Annotated in this window: 13 protein-coding genes and 6 pseudogenes; 7 read left to right on the top strand and 12 right to left on the bottom strand. The window is 54.2% G+C overall.

Annotated elements, in window-relative coordinates; all coding sequences use genetic code 11:
* Positions 1-3: 3 nt before the first annotated feature.
* Together GPOALKHO_RS05820 and GPOALKHO_RS05825 are read right to left on the bottom strand one after the other, a co-directional pair.
* Positions 4-585: an aminodeoxychorismate synthase component II gene (locus GPOALKHO_RS05820; protein WP_406701657.1), complete on the bottom strand. Its 582-nt coding sequence runs from the start codon at positions 583-585 to the stop codon at positions 4-6.
* A 1,247-nt stretch (positions 586-1,832) separates the two neighbouring features.
* A pseudogene (locus tag GPOALKHO_RS05825) lies at positions 1,833-2,361 on the bottom strand (peptidylprolyl isomerase).
* A 299-nt stretch (positions 2,362-2,660) separates the two neighbouring features.
* Between GPOALKHO_RS05825 and GPOALKHO_RS05830 the strand changes: the two are divergent.
* The 4 genes and pseudogenes from GPOALKHO_RS05830 to GPOALKHO_RS05845 form a co-directional block, all read left to right on the top strand.
* A pseudogene (locus GPOALKHO_RS05830) lies at positions 2,661-3,046 on the top strand (MFS transporter TsgA); the annotation flags it as partial.
* A gap of 79 nt (positions 3,047-3,125) precedes the next feature.
* The gene (locus GPOALKHO_RS05835; RefSeq protein WP_406701658.1) at positions 3,126-3,257 is read left to right on the top strand and encodes a hypothetical protein; all 132 of its coding nucleotides are present in this window, start codon (positions 3,126-3,128) and stop codon (positions 3,255-3,257) included.
* Positions 3,258-3,558: 301 nt separating this feature from the next.
* Positions 3,559-3,801, top strand: a complete 243-nt coding sequence (locus tag GPOALKHO_RS05840; protein WP_406701659.1) for a hypothetical protein — start codon at positions 3,559-3,561, stop codon at positions 3,799-3,801.
* Between the two features lie 205 nt (positions 3,802-4,006).
* A pseudogene (locus GPOALKHO_RS05845) lies at positions 4,007-4,144 on the top strand (HoxN/HupN/NixA family nickel/cobalt transporter); the annotation flags it as partial.
* Between the two features lie 1,357 nt (positions 4,145-5,501).
* Here GPOALKHO_RS05845 and GPOALKHO_RS05850 read toward each other — a convergent pair.
* A pseudogene (locus GPOALKHO_RS05850) lies at positions 5,502-5,888 on the bottom strand (hypothetical protein); the annotation flags it as partial.
* 68 nt (positions 5,889-5,956) lie between these two features.
* On the opposite strand from GPOALKHO_RS05850, the gene GPOALKHO_RS05855 reads away from it, so the two are divergent.
* Positions 5,957-6,094, top strand: a complete 138-nt coding sequence (locus tag GPOALKHO_RS05855; RefSeq protein WP_406701660.1) for a hypothetical protein — start codon at positions 5,957-5,959, stop codon at positions 6,092-6,094.
* Positions 6,095-6,314: 220 nt separating this feature from the next.
* Here the strand turns inward: GPOALKHO_RS05855 and trpS are convergent, their stop codons facing one another.
* The 8 genes and pseudogenes from trpS to GPOALKHO_RS05895 form a co-directional block, all read right to left on the bottom strand.
* Positions 6,315-7,319 (bottom strand): tryptophan--tRNA ligase, encoded by a 1,005-nt coding sequence (gene trpS / locus GPOALKHO_RS05860; RefSeq protein WP_406701661.1) that lies wholly within the window; start codon positions 7,317-7,319, stop codon positions 6,315-6,317.
* A gap of 1 nt (position 7,320) precedes the next feature.
* A pseudogene (locus GPOALKHO_RS05865) lies at positions 7,321-7,948 on the bottom strand (HAD family hydrolase).
* A complete protein-coding gene (gene rpe, locus GPOALKHO_RS05870; RefSeq protein ID WP_406701663.1) occupies positions 7,941-8,621 on the bottom strand; it encodes a ribulose-phosphate 3-epimerase in 681 nt (226 codons plus the stop codon). The pseudogene GPOALKHO_RS05865 and the gene rpe overlap by 8 nt, the downstream one beginning before the upstream one ends.
* Positions 8,622-8,668: 47 nt before the next feature.
* On the bottom strand, positions 8,669-9,481 hold the full coding sequence (gene dam, locus GPOALKHO_RS05875; protein WP_406701664.1) for an adenine-specific DNA-methyltransferase: 813 nt from the start codon (positions 9,479-9,481) through the stop codon (positions 8,669-8,671).
* Positions 9,482-9,551: 70 nt separating this feature from the next.
* Complete coding sequence (locus GPOALKHO_RS05880) at positions 9,552-10,538, bottom strand: SPOR domain-containing protein (protein WP_406701666.1); 987 nt, start codon at positions 10,536-10,538, stop codon at positions 9,552-9,554.
* 97 nt (positions 10,539-10,635) lie between these two features.
* A complete protein-coding gene (aroB, locus tag GPOALKHO_RS05885; protein ID WP_406701668.1) occupies positions 10,636-11,721 on the bottom strand; it encodes a 3-dehydroquinate synthase in 1,086 nt (361 codons plus the stop codon).
* Positions 11,722-11,761: 40 nt separating this feature from the next.
* Entirely contained in the window at positions 11,762-12,283 is a 522-nt protein-coding gene (gene aroK, locus GPOALKHO_RS05890; protein WP_406703407.1) for a shikimate kinase AroK, read from the bottom strand.
* A gap of 333 nt (positions 12,284-12,616) precedes the next feature.
* A pseudogene (locus tag GPOALKHO_RS05895) lies at positions 12,617-12,736 on the bottom strand (hypothetical protein); the annotation flags it as partial.
* A gap of 225 nt (positions 12,737-12,961) precedes the next feature.
* Between GPOALKHO_RS05895 and GPOALKHO_RS05900 the strand changes: the two are divergent.
* Together GPOALKHO_RS05900 and GPOALKHO_RS05905 are read left to right on the top strand one after the other, a co-directional pair.
* Complete coding sequence (locus GPOALKHO_RS05900; protein WP_406701669.1) at positions 12,962-13,324, top strand: hypothetical protein; 363 nt, start codon at positions 12,962-12,964, stop codon at positions 13,322-13,324.
* Positions 13,321-13,644 (top strand): hypothetical protein, encoded by a 324-nt coding sequence (locus GPOALKHO_RS05905; RefSeq protein WP_406701670.1) that lies wholly within the window; start codon positions 13,321-13,323, stop codon positions 13,642-13,644. The genes GPOALKHO_RS05900 and GPOALKHO_RS05905 overlap by 4 nt, the downstream gene beginning before the upstream one ends.
* On the opposite strand, the gene nudE is transcribed toward GPOALKHO_RS05905, so the two are convergent.
* On the bottom strand, positions 13,636-14,199 hold the full coding sequence (gene nudE / locus GPOALKHO_RS05910) for an ADP compounds hydrolase NudE (protein WP_406701671.1): 564 nt from the start codon (positions 14,197-14,199) through the stop codon (positions 13,636-13,638). The genes GPOALKHO_RS05905 and nudE overlap by 9 nt on opposite strands.
* Positions 14,200-15,064 lie beyond the last annotated feature (865 nt).

Here is a 15,064-nt window from a genome sequence, read left to right on the forward strand (position 1 = left end):
CCGTTAGCGATCAAGAAAATTCGCCAGCAACCGGTGACCTTGTTCACTCATGATGCTTTCAGGATGAAACTGTACACCCTCCAACGGCAGTGAGCGATGGCGAATGGCCATAATTTCATCCGGTTCTCCCTCGTGCTGACTCCAGGCGGTTACCGCCAGGCAGGACGGCACGTTGGCCGCATCAATCACCAGCGAGTGATAACGCGTTACCGTCAACGGCTGCGATAGACCGGAAAATACCCCTTGACCATCGTGTCGAATAGCGGAGGTTTTGCCGTGCATGACGTTACGCGCACGGACAACGGAGGCGCCGAACGCTTGCGCGATAGCCTGGTGCCCAAGACAAACCCCTAATATGGGCAGCTTGCCGGCAAAATGCCGGATGGCGGCCAGGGAGATACCGGCTTGGTCCGGGGTCCCCGGGCCGGGGGAGATAACCAGATGCGCCGGTGCCAGCCGCTCGATATCCGCTATATCCAGACTATCATGACGGCGCACCATCACCTGCATCCCCAGCTCACAGAAATACTGATAGAGATTCCAGGTGAATGAGTCGTAATTATCGATTATTAGCAATCCATTCATAATACCCTTTGAAGCATAACCTATTGCGCCTTTTCTGCGATGTCTTTGCGCGCAGATTGACGCTGAACCTTGATGAGCAGCAAGTGTATGACAACGGCAGCGACATGACTACGACCAGCGCCGCATTGTCCGGGAGACAGAGATAAAAAGGCAGAATGTTGACCGCGCCCGCAGTGTCTGGTTATCGGAGCTGAATCGCTTTACCTACAGGCTTGGCATTACGCACAATGCGATGATCTGAATTCAGGCAGAAGCCAGCGCTGTCCCATTCAACCGTGAGTGTTAATGGCGGGGGCTGAAGGTGTTGCCGTCTACTAGACGGCCAAGCATTGCTCCCATCATAGAGGTGGACGCCGTCCGAACGCCGTAATTACTACGACGCCGAAGGCTAACTGGGAGATGACGATCTGTCTGACACTCTGCACCCCGCACACCGAGTTAGCACGGGCTCAGCGCGAAAAGCGGCAAGCGGTAGGCGGTGGGTTTCTGGTGACTGGGATATTTATACATCGTCACTCGGCTAGCTCACCGCCCTTTTGAACAAAGCGGCTAGCGACACCGCACCGCGCAGTCAACGCCAATCCCGCTTCCTGTGGCCCGCGACTCTTCATGAATGCTCAGAACATTGCGAAGCATCTTCAGATATGGATAAATAGGGATTGCGGTTATGGTCGATTTATCGTTCATAATACCTCCTCAGCGCGTCCAAGTGTGCGGATAGCGCTTCGCCTTCCAGCGTGGCCGCGAAATGCTATACCATAGCCATCGAGCTGGGTACTGGCGTAAACCGCACTTAATCAGACACTGCCGGTTTCCTGAAAAGAAATAAGTATAACGTACATTAGCGGCTTTGCCGTGAAGGACGCGGAAGGCTGGCGCTGCCCGCTCAAGAGAGGAATGGCGGATTTCAGGGTGAGCCCCACGCCCCTCGCTCAGAACAGGAGTAGTAAGAGAGACTCCTGTGGATTACCTGTGGATTAAACGCCCCTCAGTGCCTGCATGAGGCACGGATCGTTTGCCGGACAACGCCGGCACGATATCGCGGGCCAGCGCCGCGGCACACGCGGCAACTCGTTGGGCCGCCTACCGCCGCCACATCGCGCGCCATCGCACCACAGAAGTCGTACGGCATGGAGGGCCGAGCGCCTGAGCGCCCTAAACGAAGTATTATCAGGCGCTAGAAGCCGTCAAGCCCAGGCCCTCACCCTCACCCCGAAGAGGCGCATAGCGCGCAACGCCATGGGACGTTATGCGTCGATGCTGTCAATTGGCTTAACCGACTCGTTCTGGTGCGGTGCCTCATTCTTAATGGGCACTTGAGCAGTTTTGTCCGCCACCTTCCCTGTTACCGCCTCGCCAAAGACGGCATAACCGAAATTGCGCTGGATGTGATCGAGGAAGGCGTTGTCGCGGCTACGTTGATGAAAATTTGTTGGTGGCACTGTCTTTATCGGCAGTGCGCGCCATAGCAATCGCGCCTCGGGTATTGCGCAGGCCATCGTCGGCTTCGTTTTTAATCGGCGCCTGGATCGGCTTTTGCGACATATCCTGGTTGAACCGCCGCCCTGGATCAGGAAACCGGTATCACACGGTGGAAAATAGTGTTATTATGAAAACAGCTATTAATGTACTGCACAAAGTTTTCACTGAAAACGGCGTTTTGTTTTTGTCCAATTTCAGCTCGATGTTTCCTGCTGGAGTTGTCAGCAGTACGTGGTAGGCCTGTGCCGCGGCATGAGCACTCGAAGAGCAAAATGTCAGGGTGCAAGATAGCAAGCGGTCTACGGAGAGCGTTGAGCATAAGAATTCTAAGATATAAGGCCACAGGAAGCGCTTAGATTCTAAAGAACCACTTCCGGCAGTGCCAGCCATTTACCTTTTTACGTAACGGAATATTTACGCCGGCCACACTGTGATGAGAAGTCCATTCTTCCACCCGCGGAAGAATGTTATTCACTAGATATCTAACAACAAATAATAAATAAGTCATGATAGTATCATGCTTCCCGCGAGAAAGCAGGACGCTGTTTGTTTCCAGACTCGTTTTCACCAGTTATCGTCAAACTGGAACTACAATGAATCAAAACAATAAATTAAGACTAACATGGATTGGTTTTTCTTGTGGACTAACCGGTGCGCCTGGTGATTGTCATCGGCGTTGTACTAGGCAACACGCCGACCACTTCCAGTTACCCGTTTCCAGTATGAGTAATACCTTTACTTTCCTAAACTCAAGCATTTTAGCGGTGATATTTCTCAATGTCTGGATGATGGAGATTATTCCCTTGAAATGGCCGTTGATGTTCGGCTGTCTACTGATGGTGCTTGGGGTCTTGAGGTCGACGAGCTGCCATAATCTGATAGTATTTTCCCTGTCGATGTTTGTGCTGAGCATGGTTAGAGCAGCATTACCATGTCTATCGGCACCTACCTCATCACCCATCTGTATGCGGGACGGCAGTGCGACTAGTGCCTGTTGCTTACCGACTCGTTCCTGCTCCAGATGCTGGTCGGCGTGCTGCTGGCACTGGGTTCCATCCGTGGCCCGCTATGGTGTGGGTGCAGCGCTGCAAACGTTCAATCTGCTTCTACCGTATATTACGGTATTCATTCTGTGCCCACTGCTGGATTTCGTGAGCCGTCATCGCACCCATACTCAAGCAATCGTCTGATGTTGCGCGCCGGCTTGTCATGTCATAGTAGTCCCGCACACCGGTTGGGCTGGGATCGACCTTGCTAGCAAACGTTACATAGCGAAGAGCCGACAGCTGCGCCGGTCCGCTGTCGCCCTGGCGGCCTGACGCCCTATGCGCCTTCGTGCTGGGGCGCAAACATTAATTTATCCATGTCTATAAGGACGTTGTGAACATGACCGGATCTTCCCCGCCGTTTCTCGCGCTCCGCTGTTGTTGGCGGCGCTGATTGGGGCCAAGCTGTTCAGCTGGACTTGGGCGTTGCTCGCTTTTGGACACAATGGCGCCCTTATGCCACCAGCCTACCCGCTTGGAGCTACGGTTGCGCCGTGTGGTAGACACCTACCATATTGCCGCCATCGACGCTGTAAGCCATCAAATGTGCAGTAGGGCCAGAGCCAGACGGAGGTGGGGCTTTTCCCTAGGACGCTCTGCGATTGTCATTCTGGCCACCTTGGCTATCGCGCTGGCGGCTTCCACCTTCCAGGACAACATGGGTGGCTGCATACCTATGGTGAACTGATAAGCTAGGCCGTTTCAGCGGTTTGCTGCTGATGGAGCTGAGAACTCCTTATTCTGCAAGGCATCTGGCGCCGTTTCCGTCGGCTCAAACAAGGCGACAGCGCGGCATCCGAAGGGCCGATGGGCACGGGCTGATGTACCGCCTGCTTGGCAAACTGTTCCATCTGACACGTAAAAGCTGATATGCCCGGTGGGGTTTCGGGCTTGGATTTGATACCGTCACTGAAATCGGGCTGCTTGGCTTGTCTGTCGCCGGCACGTTGGCGGGCATTGCCAACTGGTCGATAATGCTCTTCCCGGCACAGTTCATCGGCGGCATGGCGCCGGTGGATGTCTTGTTATAATATAATGATTAACGCTTAGGCTGGGCGCTGAACAAGTCGTCGCGCAGGCTTTTTACGGGCGGACTTGAGGCGGCGGAACTGCTGACGGAAAAGCTCGTTCTGCAGGGCACTCCCTGGCGGCTTATGGCGTCCCTTAATGATCATGTAGGCATCGCCGGTTTTTGGTAAGCGATTCATTATAGTGATGAATATCACTATGTACTAAACCAATATCTGATAATTGGTCGTTTCTGAGCGCTAACGGGTTCTGTTTGTCGCGCCGATAAAGACGTCAGCGACGTACAAAACCTGACCATCTATGGGTGGGTCAGGCGGGGAGGGGTCGATTGCCGCCGACATTGAATCGGTAAGGCACTGTGGTGACGTTTCATCATAGATCCTGTGGTTAGGGTGAGAGGAATATGATGTGTTATGGAAGATTGTCTTATTACGGTACAGATTCAGAATGCACTATTTTAGTCATATAGATTTAGAATAATTAAACTATAATGGCAATCTAGTGCGCGATCTGTACCGGTTTCTGCGCTTTTAATAGCCATCTGTACGAAGTATGCACGACCCGTTACCATCATCTGGCCGATATCATCGGCGACCGTATCAAATCAGACCTATACGACCGCGGCCAGCGGGCCAGCGGCTGCCCTCGGTGCACAGGTTGAGCGTGAAACAGGCGTCAGCATCAGCACCGTACAGCAGGCCTATTTTGTGCTTGAGCTTCGGCAGTTAATCACTGTCCGGATCCGGCTATTCATCTGTCAATAGCATGGGCTGTCATATAGCGCTGTCGATCGCCATCCATGTGCTATATCAGCCGGAGGATGTTGTGACTGTGAACTCCCTCAGCTTTCACGGCGTCACCCAAATCTTGAAAGGTTTTGGCATGAGAGCACTGGCGGCCCATCACTGCCATCAGCTTGGAGGCGTTGGAACTCGCCCTCAAGCAATCGCCTGTCAAGGCGATTGAATTGATCCCGATTTAATGATCCACCGGACTATTGATGCTTGTCTCCCACAAGGTGGCGCTGTTGGCGCTGGCGCAATGCTACGATACCCCAGAAGACGGCGTTTACGTGGATCCTGCCTATTACTGTCCCGTCCACGGACGATCAAGTCCTTTGATGGAACCTAGACGCTATGTGGAGAGGGCATTATATATTGGCACCGGCGCCACATCCACGCAACCGCAGTTAGCCATTGTAGAATTTCTGCTCCAGGGGCACTACCTGAAACGCGTAAGCCGGATGCGCACCTGCCATCAGCTAAATCGCGACATCGTGACGAAATGGATGCAGCGTTATTTTCCACCAGCGGAGACTAGGATAGCCAGCCGCAGGGGGATTTTGTTGTAGGTGGAGTTGCCGCCGGCGTTCATCTCTTTCACGCGAGTGACGCCGCGGCACTTGAGATAATCATCGAAACGGCCATGCAAGTGAGCATTCACAAGCGGATTGGCAACGAAATTGATGCCCGACTGTTTCAGTAGGCGAAACAGTCGCGCGGTATATGCGCCACTATACCGTCCAGCCGGGCCTCCAGCACCAGCGTCGCCACGGTTTTCGTTGCAATGAACGTCAACCAGCCGATCGTACTTTATACAGCAACGCGAAAACTTTATGCAAAGAAGCGACGGATCGGAGACGTCCATATGACTGTGTACGTGCTGAATGCCATTTGCGATTTGCTATACAGCGTCTGCCAGGCGTGGGTTTTCGTGGGTCAGCTCAGCCTTGCTCTCCGCCCAACGGGCATCCATTCAAACAGCATTCCGGACTCATTCCAATGCTGGTCACCGATGGTTTAAGTGGTATCAAGATGAATCCACAAAGGGCGGTATCAAGGGCGGTATCGCCATCCGCCCTTGACGTTGAGAACCCCTTCACCGTCCCGCTTACCGTTATTTTGCTGTGCCAGACGGTGAATGATTCCCTGCTCGAGTATGATTTTCTATAAACCTTCACGCCAGGGTGGTCGAACGTGACTAATAGTTTGAGAAGAGGATTAGGCGTGGCTTACCTCGCTTTTACCGTGGCCTGAATGGTAGATAACATAACCGCAATAGAATGACAGCTGCTCAAAATTCATCGCCTTTGTCGGGAGGGGCAAATATGGCAAAAGGCGCGCTGACCTGAACATAGCGGCATCAGGCTGGCGCGTGAGGAGTGTACATCACTCAAAGCTTGGCGACAAAACCCACTGCTTCATAAACCTTAGTTAGGGTCACGCTGGCCTGAGCGCGAGCTTTCTCCGCCCCGTCGCGCAGGACCTGATTCAAATAGGCCTCATCGGCGCGTAGGACATGGTAGTGAGCTTGTAACGACGTCAGCATTTCCGACACCGCATCCGCGACGGCGGTTTTCAGATGGCCGTACATTTTGCCGGCAAACGCCTGCTCCAGTTCAGCCACCGGCTTGCCGGTCAGACCTGAAAGAATATCCAGCAAATTGGAAACACCGGGTTTCGTCACTGGATCGTAGTGCACCACTGGCGGCTCATCGGAATCAGTTACCGCGCGCTTGAGTTTCTTGACCACAGATTTTGGATCTTCAAGCAGAGTTATCACGTTATTGCGGTTATCATCCGATTTCGACATCTTTTTCGTCGGATCTAGCAACGACATCACCCGTGCGCCAGACTTAGGAATAAACGGTTCCGGAATAGTAAAAATGTTGCCATACAGTGCATTAAACCGCTTAGCAATATCGCGACTGAGCTCCAAGTGCTGCTTCTGATCGCCCCCAACCGGCACCTGATTGGTCTGATAAAGCAGAATATCCGCCGCCATCAGCACCGGATAATTAAACAGCCCGGAGTTGATGTTTTCAGCGTAACGGGCCGATTTATCCTTTAACTGGGTCATTCGGCTGAGTTCGCCGCAATAAGTGTAGCAGTTCAACAGCCAACCCAGCTGGCTATGCTCCGGTACGTGTGACTGAATGAAAACCGTACTTCTGGCAGGATCGATACCGCAGGATAGATATAGTGCCAGAACGTCCAATGTCGCCTTGCGAAGCTGCTGGGCATCTTGGCGCGCGGTGATAGCATGCAGGTCAACGATACAATAAATACAATCATAATCATCCTGCATAGTGACCCACTGGCGCAGCGCACCTATATAGTTGCCAATGGTCAGCTCCCCTGACGGCTGCGCGCCACTGAATACGATGGGCTTACTCATTTTAAACATCCTGATTAACGGAAGATGACAGCCCGAACACGGGCAAAAGATCGGCAAAACGGTTCAGAATGTAATTCGAATGACTCAAGATGATCGCTTCACCGTAGTTATAGCCATAGGTCATGCCAGCGCCTGGGCAGCTGGCGGCTTTGGCCGCGAGGATACCATTGTGTGAATCGCCGATGAACAGTGGCTTGCGAGCATAAAGCCCAAAATGACCGAGCGCCAGATAAAGCAGAGCTGGGTGCAGCTTTGGGTGGAAACGTCATCGCCGCCAATAATCGGCGCGAAATGGCGCTCGATACCGAGCGAAGCCAGCAGCGGCACGACGAGGGGCGTGGGCTTATTGGTCACCGCGTACTGCCCGCCGCTACCATCCCAGCATGGCTCTCATCGAAGCGCAGGCGGACGGCCTCTGCAGCGTAGCGTCCGGTTTCGTCTGGGTAGTCCAGCGCGGCGCGCTCCTCACCAGCACATCGGTGCCGTTGCCGATCCAGGTGGCGATACGCGCCAGGCCGGCCGTGCTCTGAAAGCATTTGATTTAGAGCAGCGGTTAAGCCGTGGGCGCTGTCGGTTAGGGTACCGTCAAAATCAAACGCGATACCGCGGATAGGAAGTGCTTCACGCATCCCGCGCCGCTCCCGCCAATTCGTGACGCATGGCATCGATGACGGTACGGTAGTCCGGCTGGCCAAATATGGCGGAGCCGGCGACGAACATATCAGCGCCCGCGGCGGCAATAGCGCCGATGTTGTCCACTTTGACGCTGCCGTCCACCTCTAGCCGGATATCTCTGCCGCTAAGATCGATTAGCCGCCGCGCCTGACGCAGTTTATCAAACGTAGAAAGCAAGAACGACTGACCGCCGAAACCAGGGTTGACCGACATCAGTAGAATAACATCAAGTTTATCCAGCACATACTCAAGGCAACTCAGCGGCGTGGCGGGATTAAACACCAGTCCGGCCTTGCAACCGTGTTCCTTTATGAGCTGCAGCGAGCGATCGATATGCTCAGAGGCCTCCGGGTGAAAGGCAATATAACTGGCGCCGGCGGCGGCAAAATCAGAGATCAAGCGATCGACCGGTTTCACCATCAAATGCACATCAATGGGCGCGGTAATACCATAGCTGCACAGCGCTTTAAGAACCATCGGCCCCATGGTCAGATTAGGAACATAATGATTATCCATCACATCAAAATGCACGATATCCGCCCCGGCGGATATCACTCGGGCAATATCTTCACCCAGGCGAGCAAAATCCGCAGAAAGGATGGAAGGGGCGATTAAAAAGTTTTTCATCCTTGCCTCCCGTCAATCACGGTCAATCTGCGGCGGGGCGGCCCCGCTTAAAGATATAACGCCAACAGCTCATTTACGCTACTGCGCCCGAAGACATTGCTGCTGATGGTTCGTCGCGCCGTGACATGATGCAGCACCGCATCGCCATACCATTTCCGGGTCAGCGCGGTATCGTGATTGGAAATCAACACCGGTATCCGACTTTCGCGAGCCAGCTGGTTGGCGAGGCGCGCCAGATTTTTCTGTTCTGTCAAATTGAAACTACTAGTATAGTATGCCGTAAAATTCGCGGTGGTAGAGAACGGCACATAGGGTGGATCGCAATACACCACCGAGCCCGGTGCGGCACGAGACAGCGTTTGCTGATAGTGCTCGCAGACAAATACCGCTCGGCGGGCTTTCTCTGCGAACTGGTAAAGTTCGAACTCCGGAAAATACGGCTTTTTATAGCGGCCGAAAGGGACGTTGAACTCACCGCTCAGGTTATATCGGCACAGGCCGTTGTAGCAATGCCGGTTGAGATAAAGAAACAGGACCGCGCGCCGGTGGGCTTCCGTACAGAGATTAAACTCGCTGCGCAGTAGGTAGTAAACCTCTGAGCTGTTAGCATCAGCGGCAAACAATTCGCGGGTGTCGCGGATAAAGTCATTCGGACGCTCTTTAACGATATTGAACAGATTGATGAGATCACTGTTTATATCAGCGAGGATGTAGCGCTCGTAATCCGTATTGAGGAACACCGAGCCAGCGCCGACAAAAGGCTCTATCAAGCAATCGCCCGCCGGAAGGTGACGGCGAATAGCCTCAATTAGCGGATATTTGCCCCCAGCCCATTTCAAAAACGCGCGGTTCTTCTCCATCCTTCGCTACTACTCACACTCCCAGAGCCTCGGATTATGCCTTGTTTACCATAGCGCTACAGCGCTATCTTCAGGAACGCTTAATTATTTGGTCCTTTTTAACCTGATCGATTTTCCGCGCCCATGGTTTCTTGGCCTGCACATCAGCAGGCAATTTCGCCAACGCGTTTTTGGCCTGCGACAGCGAAGGATAAACCCCATTAACTAGCACGTACCAAAGCTTGCCGTTTCGTCGTGTCTGATACACCCAATAATGGCTCAGTTGCTGTTGGCGCGCATAGGCATTAAGCGTAGCCGGCTGCGAAGCGCTGCTTAACTGTAGCGTGTAATAACCAACCGGTGCAGATTGAATCGTTCCCACTGCGCTGCCCTCGGTCGTGGAGGGGGCAGAAGCGGGCGGCGTTCGGGCGCTTGTTGGCGTTCGTTTCGGTTCGCAGCGCGCATCGGCAGGCGCCTTCGCCGGCGCGGTTGACACTGATTTGTGTGGTTGTGTGCCGCTTCGGCTGCCCGGTGCCAGAGTGGCTGCCGCGGTGAGCAGAGTCGAAACCGGTCCCTGACCGTTCATTTGCGCAGCCACGCCGTCAACCCGATCTCTCCGTTTGGTCAGCGTCTCGGCCATATTGCCCGGTAATTCTACGCGCTGCTGCCCGCTTGGCGTAGTGACCGGCGCGGCTTCCGTTGGCGTTGAGGCGACCTGCGGCCCGCGCAGCTCTTGCCGCAAGGAGGTACCATCGCTACCGTTCGCCGCCGCCGGGGAACTGTTGGTCTGAGAATTGTTCGCCACCGACGCAGTGGTGCCAGGGGAAAACGAAGTGGTGTCGGAGCTATTACGCTGACCGTTATTGTCAGCACTCTGGCGGCTTGAATCGGTATGCGACGAGGATTTCAGCGCCGAACCGATACTGATCACTAGCAACAGTAGCGCCAGAATACAGATACCTATCATCAAAGGCTGCCTGGATACCAGCACTTTCAGTGCGGTCGGACCCTTACGCTGGCAGGAGCGGCGATCGCTGTTATCTGGTCTCAGTTCGCTTTCTGACTTGAACTCATACATATAAAACTCTCCGAGGGACTTTTCATCGCCGGAGCGCAAGAAGGATTATCACATTAAACCGGCCATGCCGACGCGCCCTGGCGTACAGCCGACCAGCTCAGGCCTGGCAATCCTTAATTGATGCCACCACCATATCATCAGCTACGCCGGCGCGCACTTCCGCGTTGCCGAGCGTCACCGGCAGCACCAGACGCAGCTGGCCGGCAATGACTTTTTTGTCGCGCATCATATGCGGCAAGTAATCTTCCGTAGCCATTTCCGCTGGCCCGCTGATCGGCAGGCCAGCACGCAATAGCAGCGCACTGATCCGCTCGGCGTCCGTATCGCTGAACTGGCCGAGGCGGCGCGCGGCGCGCACCGCCATCATCATTCCGGCGGCCACGGCTTCGCCATGCAGCCAGTTGCCATAACCCATATGGATTTCGATGGCGTGACCGTAGGTATGGCCGAGATTAAGTAGTGCGCGCTGCCCCTGCTCGCATTCATCCGCAGCCACCACGTTCGCTTTCAGCTCACAGCAGCGGCGGATACAGTAAGCGAGCGCCCGTGGCTCCAGGGCCAGCAGCGCCTCAAGATTGTCCTCTAGCCATGCGAAAAACGCCGCATCAAGAATAATGCCGTACTTGATGACTTCCGCCAGGCCCGAGGAGAGTTGCCGCCGCCGCAGCGTATTCAGACAGTCCAAATCGATAACCACCGAGGCGGGCTGATAGAAGGCGCCGATCATGTTCTTGCCGAGGGGATGGTTGACTGCTGTTTTACCGCCCACCGACGAGTCGACCTGAGAAAGTAGCGTGGTGGGAACTTGAATAAACCGCACGCCCCGCTGGTAACTGGCGGCGGCGAAGCCGGCCAGATCACCGATGACCCCACCACCGAGCGCGATGATGGTGGTGTCGCGGCCATGGGGCTTGGTCAACAGCGCGGTGAAAACGTGATCCAGTACCGTCAACGATTTGTTCTGCTCGCCGTCAGGCAAGACCACCCGATCGACCTTGACGCCGGCCTGGCTCAATTGCTTGCTCATGGAGTCCAGATACAAAGGCGCGAGGCGATCATCAGTTACCAGCATGGCGTCATCGCCGCGCGTTAACGGCCAGAAAGACGCCGGATCATTGAATAATCCAGCGGCAATGGTAATCGGGTAGCTGCGTTCCCCTAATGTAACGGTAATCCTCTCCATGGGACGCTCAATAACCTTTTCGGCATCTCATTAATTCAGATTAGTTGCTTTCCAGCATATTGATAATTTGGTTAGCAACAACCTTAGCGCTTTGTTCGTCGGTGCGGATAGTGACATCCGCTATTTCCTCATACAGCGGGTTACGCTCGCGAGCCAGCGCTTCCAGAATGTCGCGCGGCGGAGCTTCAACTTGCAATAGCGGGCGTTTCTTATCACGCTGCGTACGGGCCAACTGTTTTTCAATGGTGGTTTCAAGATAAACAACCACACCGCGAGCTGAGAGGCGGTTACGTGTTTCGCGCGATTTCACGGAGCCGCCGCCGGTGGCCAGCACAATCCCTTGCTTTTCGGTCAGTTCGTTGATGACTTTCTCTTCTCGATCGCGGAAGCCATCTTCTCCTTCTACGTCAAATACCCAGCCCACATCAGCCCCAGTGCGTCGCTCAATCTCTTGATCAGAATCGAAAAACTCCATACTAAGTTGTTGAGCCAACTGACGCCCAATAGTACTTTTGCCGGCACCCATAGGCCCAACTAGAAAGATATTGCGTTTCTCTGCCATGTTTTCGGTATTACTAAGATTATTCGTTAATGACAACCCGCCCCGCCAATCAAATTAGCGGCGGGACCTAAACTAAAACCTCATGAGCATTGGTACGAGAATCAGATGAAAATTATCTCAATACTCCGGGCAGTTTGGCAACCGATTAAGTTGATGCCTACACTGCAAGCATGATCCCAGGTATCATTGGTATCATCACAGGTATGACATTTGACGCAAAATCAGTGATAATCATCGATTACGCTTGTAAGCGAAATCGCCGATAGCGTCAAATTGATAACGAAAAAACGCATAATTTGTTGCTGCATATCGACTAGTTTAGTCGGCGGTAGTCTACCCTGATATGCGGGTGGATGTAATAAAAATAACTAATTCACGTTGTTTATAATTCGCTTGTTTGCACTTAAATAACGCCCAGACTAGCGGAATATCGGTCAATAGCGGCACCCGATCGTTGCTCTGCTGTTTTTAATGCTGGAATATGTCGCCGAGCACGATGGTCTCGCTGTCTGCAATCTGAGTTTTAATTCTTCCGTATCATGGTCACACTCTAGCTTTCTCCCTGCTTGATGATACTGCCCGGAGCATGCTTGTTCAGCCGCAAATCCAGCGTAATGCGCCAGTTGCGCAGAATACGCAGCGTTATCTCAACGTATAACACCGCCTCTTTGAGCTGAGATGAGAAACTCCATATCCCGATCGGGCCCGATCAAATGCCACTGGAATTACCTTCGTAGCCACGGCTACTGCGGTCCGAGCGGCATACCCTGGAAAGTCCGCGAGTCGCCCTGGGACGCGCGGTATATCCGCGATAGGCTGAAGACCCGACCCGTCTACGGTCTGCTACATACGGCGGTCGTGACCGAGACCAGTGTCGCCGGTACGGTAAAAATGATGGTCGACGGCAGCAACGGTTGCTGCCGCTGGCGGGGCATGCACTGGGCACGGCCGTTCAGAAGCGACACGCAGCAAGGCCCGACGCGAAAAGGCGACGGACGTGGTGCAGGCGGGGCAACAGCTTTTAGCGCGCCAAATGGATGAATGGATGTCGGCGGTTTCTGTTTATCACCGTGCTGGATAACGAGTTAACCTTGGAGATCATTTTCAATGATGTGCCTATTTTCTGCTTGGATGCCGGCTCTGCTCCGACTGGCAGCCGCACAACCCACCGCCGACCCATGCTGGCAAGATTCGGCTACGCCAGTGGCCGGGATAGTCAAAAAACGAAGGTGTTTATGCCAGGCAAAGATATTCCACGCGACGCCGGATTGCGCCGGGAATGGACTCTCTTCGCCTCGACGTTTGATGCGCTAGGCGGGGTCTATTTTGGCACCAGGGGCGCCAGGGAGGAGTTATTTTGACCCTGGTACCTGATTGAGCCAGGCATGGGTGAGAAACAGCGCGCTCACATTGCGCGCCTCGCAAAAATCAGGTTCATCTAGCAACGCTAGCATACGGCTTATCGGCCATCGCACCAGCGGCAGCGGCTCCGGTTCGTCCCCCTGTAGCCGCCGGGGATAAAGATCCTGCGCTACCACGATATGCATTTTGCTAGAGAAATAGGACGGCGCCATACTCAGGCGACGCAAAAAGGTAAAGGCGCGCCCACCAAAGCCCACCTCCTCCATCAGTTCGCGATTGGCCGCCTCCACCACTCTTTCGCCGGAGTCAATAAGCCCCTTTGGAAAACCCAGCTCGTAATCCTCAATGCCGGCGCCGTACTCGCGGATCAGCAACAAATGGTCATCCAGCACCGGCACGATTATCACCGCCTCGCGATAGGAAGGTTTCATACGCTCATACACCCGCCGCGCGCCATTACTGAACTCCAGATCGACGGATTCAACAGTGAACAGGCGGGATTGGGCAACGGTCGCCACGCGATGTATTTTGGGTTTTTGCAGATTCTTATCCATATCGTTCCTGCAGATTGCGCATAGGAGGACTGGGGACGCCCGGCTACCGTGTTGGTCAACATTGTGCGTCAGAAGGGACCAAGCCGCAACCTGTCTACGCAAATGCCCTTCTCATTCCGTCAAAACAGTGGCGCATAAATCTGGCAAACGGCGAATAAAATAGGAAAATGCTGATATATTCGCAACAGCGGGCTTGTTAACCTCATCGGTTACTATGCCTGTTTTAGCCGATAAATCACTGCGTTCGCCGCAGGCCCATTTGAGCAGCAGCGCTGGTATGAGTCCTTGCAACGACAGTTAATTTTGGTATGGTATTTATGAGGTTGTGGGTGGGGTTTAGCACGACCGCGATCGTCTTTGTATTGGCTGGCGTGCTTGCCTGTGCGATGGTTTTGGTTGTCGGCGGCGCTATTAGGCGTGCTGCCTTGTCTCAAGCAAACGTCTGTCGTTCATTCAGACATTTCTGCGCAAGCTGAGGGCGGAAGAGCGCGCGGCTATCGGGCATTACCCACATCATAGCCAGCTGCTGACTGACGCTGCGCAGTGAAAATGTCTATGCTGTAGCACGCCATCACTAGTTATGGCCTGGCGACCGATGCGCCACATAAACGCTACAGGAGCAGACCATCTAGTCGTCCTTCCGGGCGCGCGGACGTTTCTTTGCAGCGCGCTGCTGCTGTTAATACTGCCGAGCCTGCTAGCGCCCATCGTGGTCTAGGCCTGGCTGGCGGCGCTGGCCCGCGCAGGCTGCGGTTCGCCCGACGCCACCGCGCAATCGTCAGGATATCCACCGCCTGCGCGGCATCCCACGGCATTGGGGCTATTCGGCGAATCCAGCCAAGGTAGCAGGCGAACAATCAGCTGC

Origin of the sequence: Sodalis sp. (in: enterobacteria), assembly GCF_036327475.1 — a bacterium.
Lineage (GTDB): Bacteria > Pseudomonadota > Gammaproteobacteria > Enterobacterales > Enterobacteriaceae.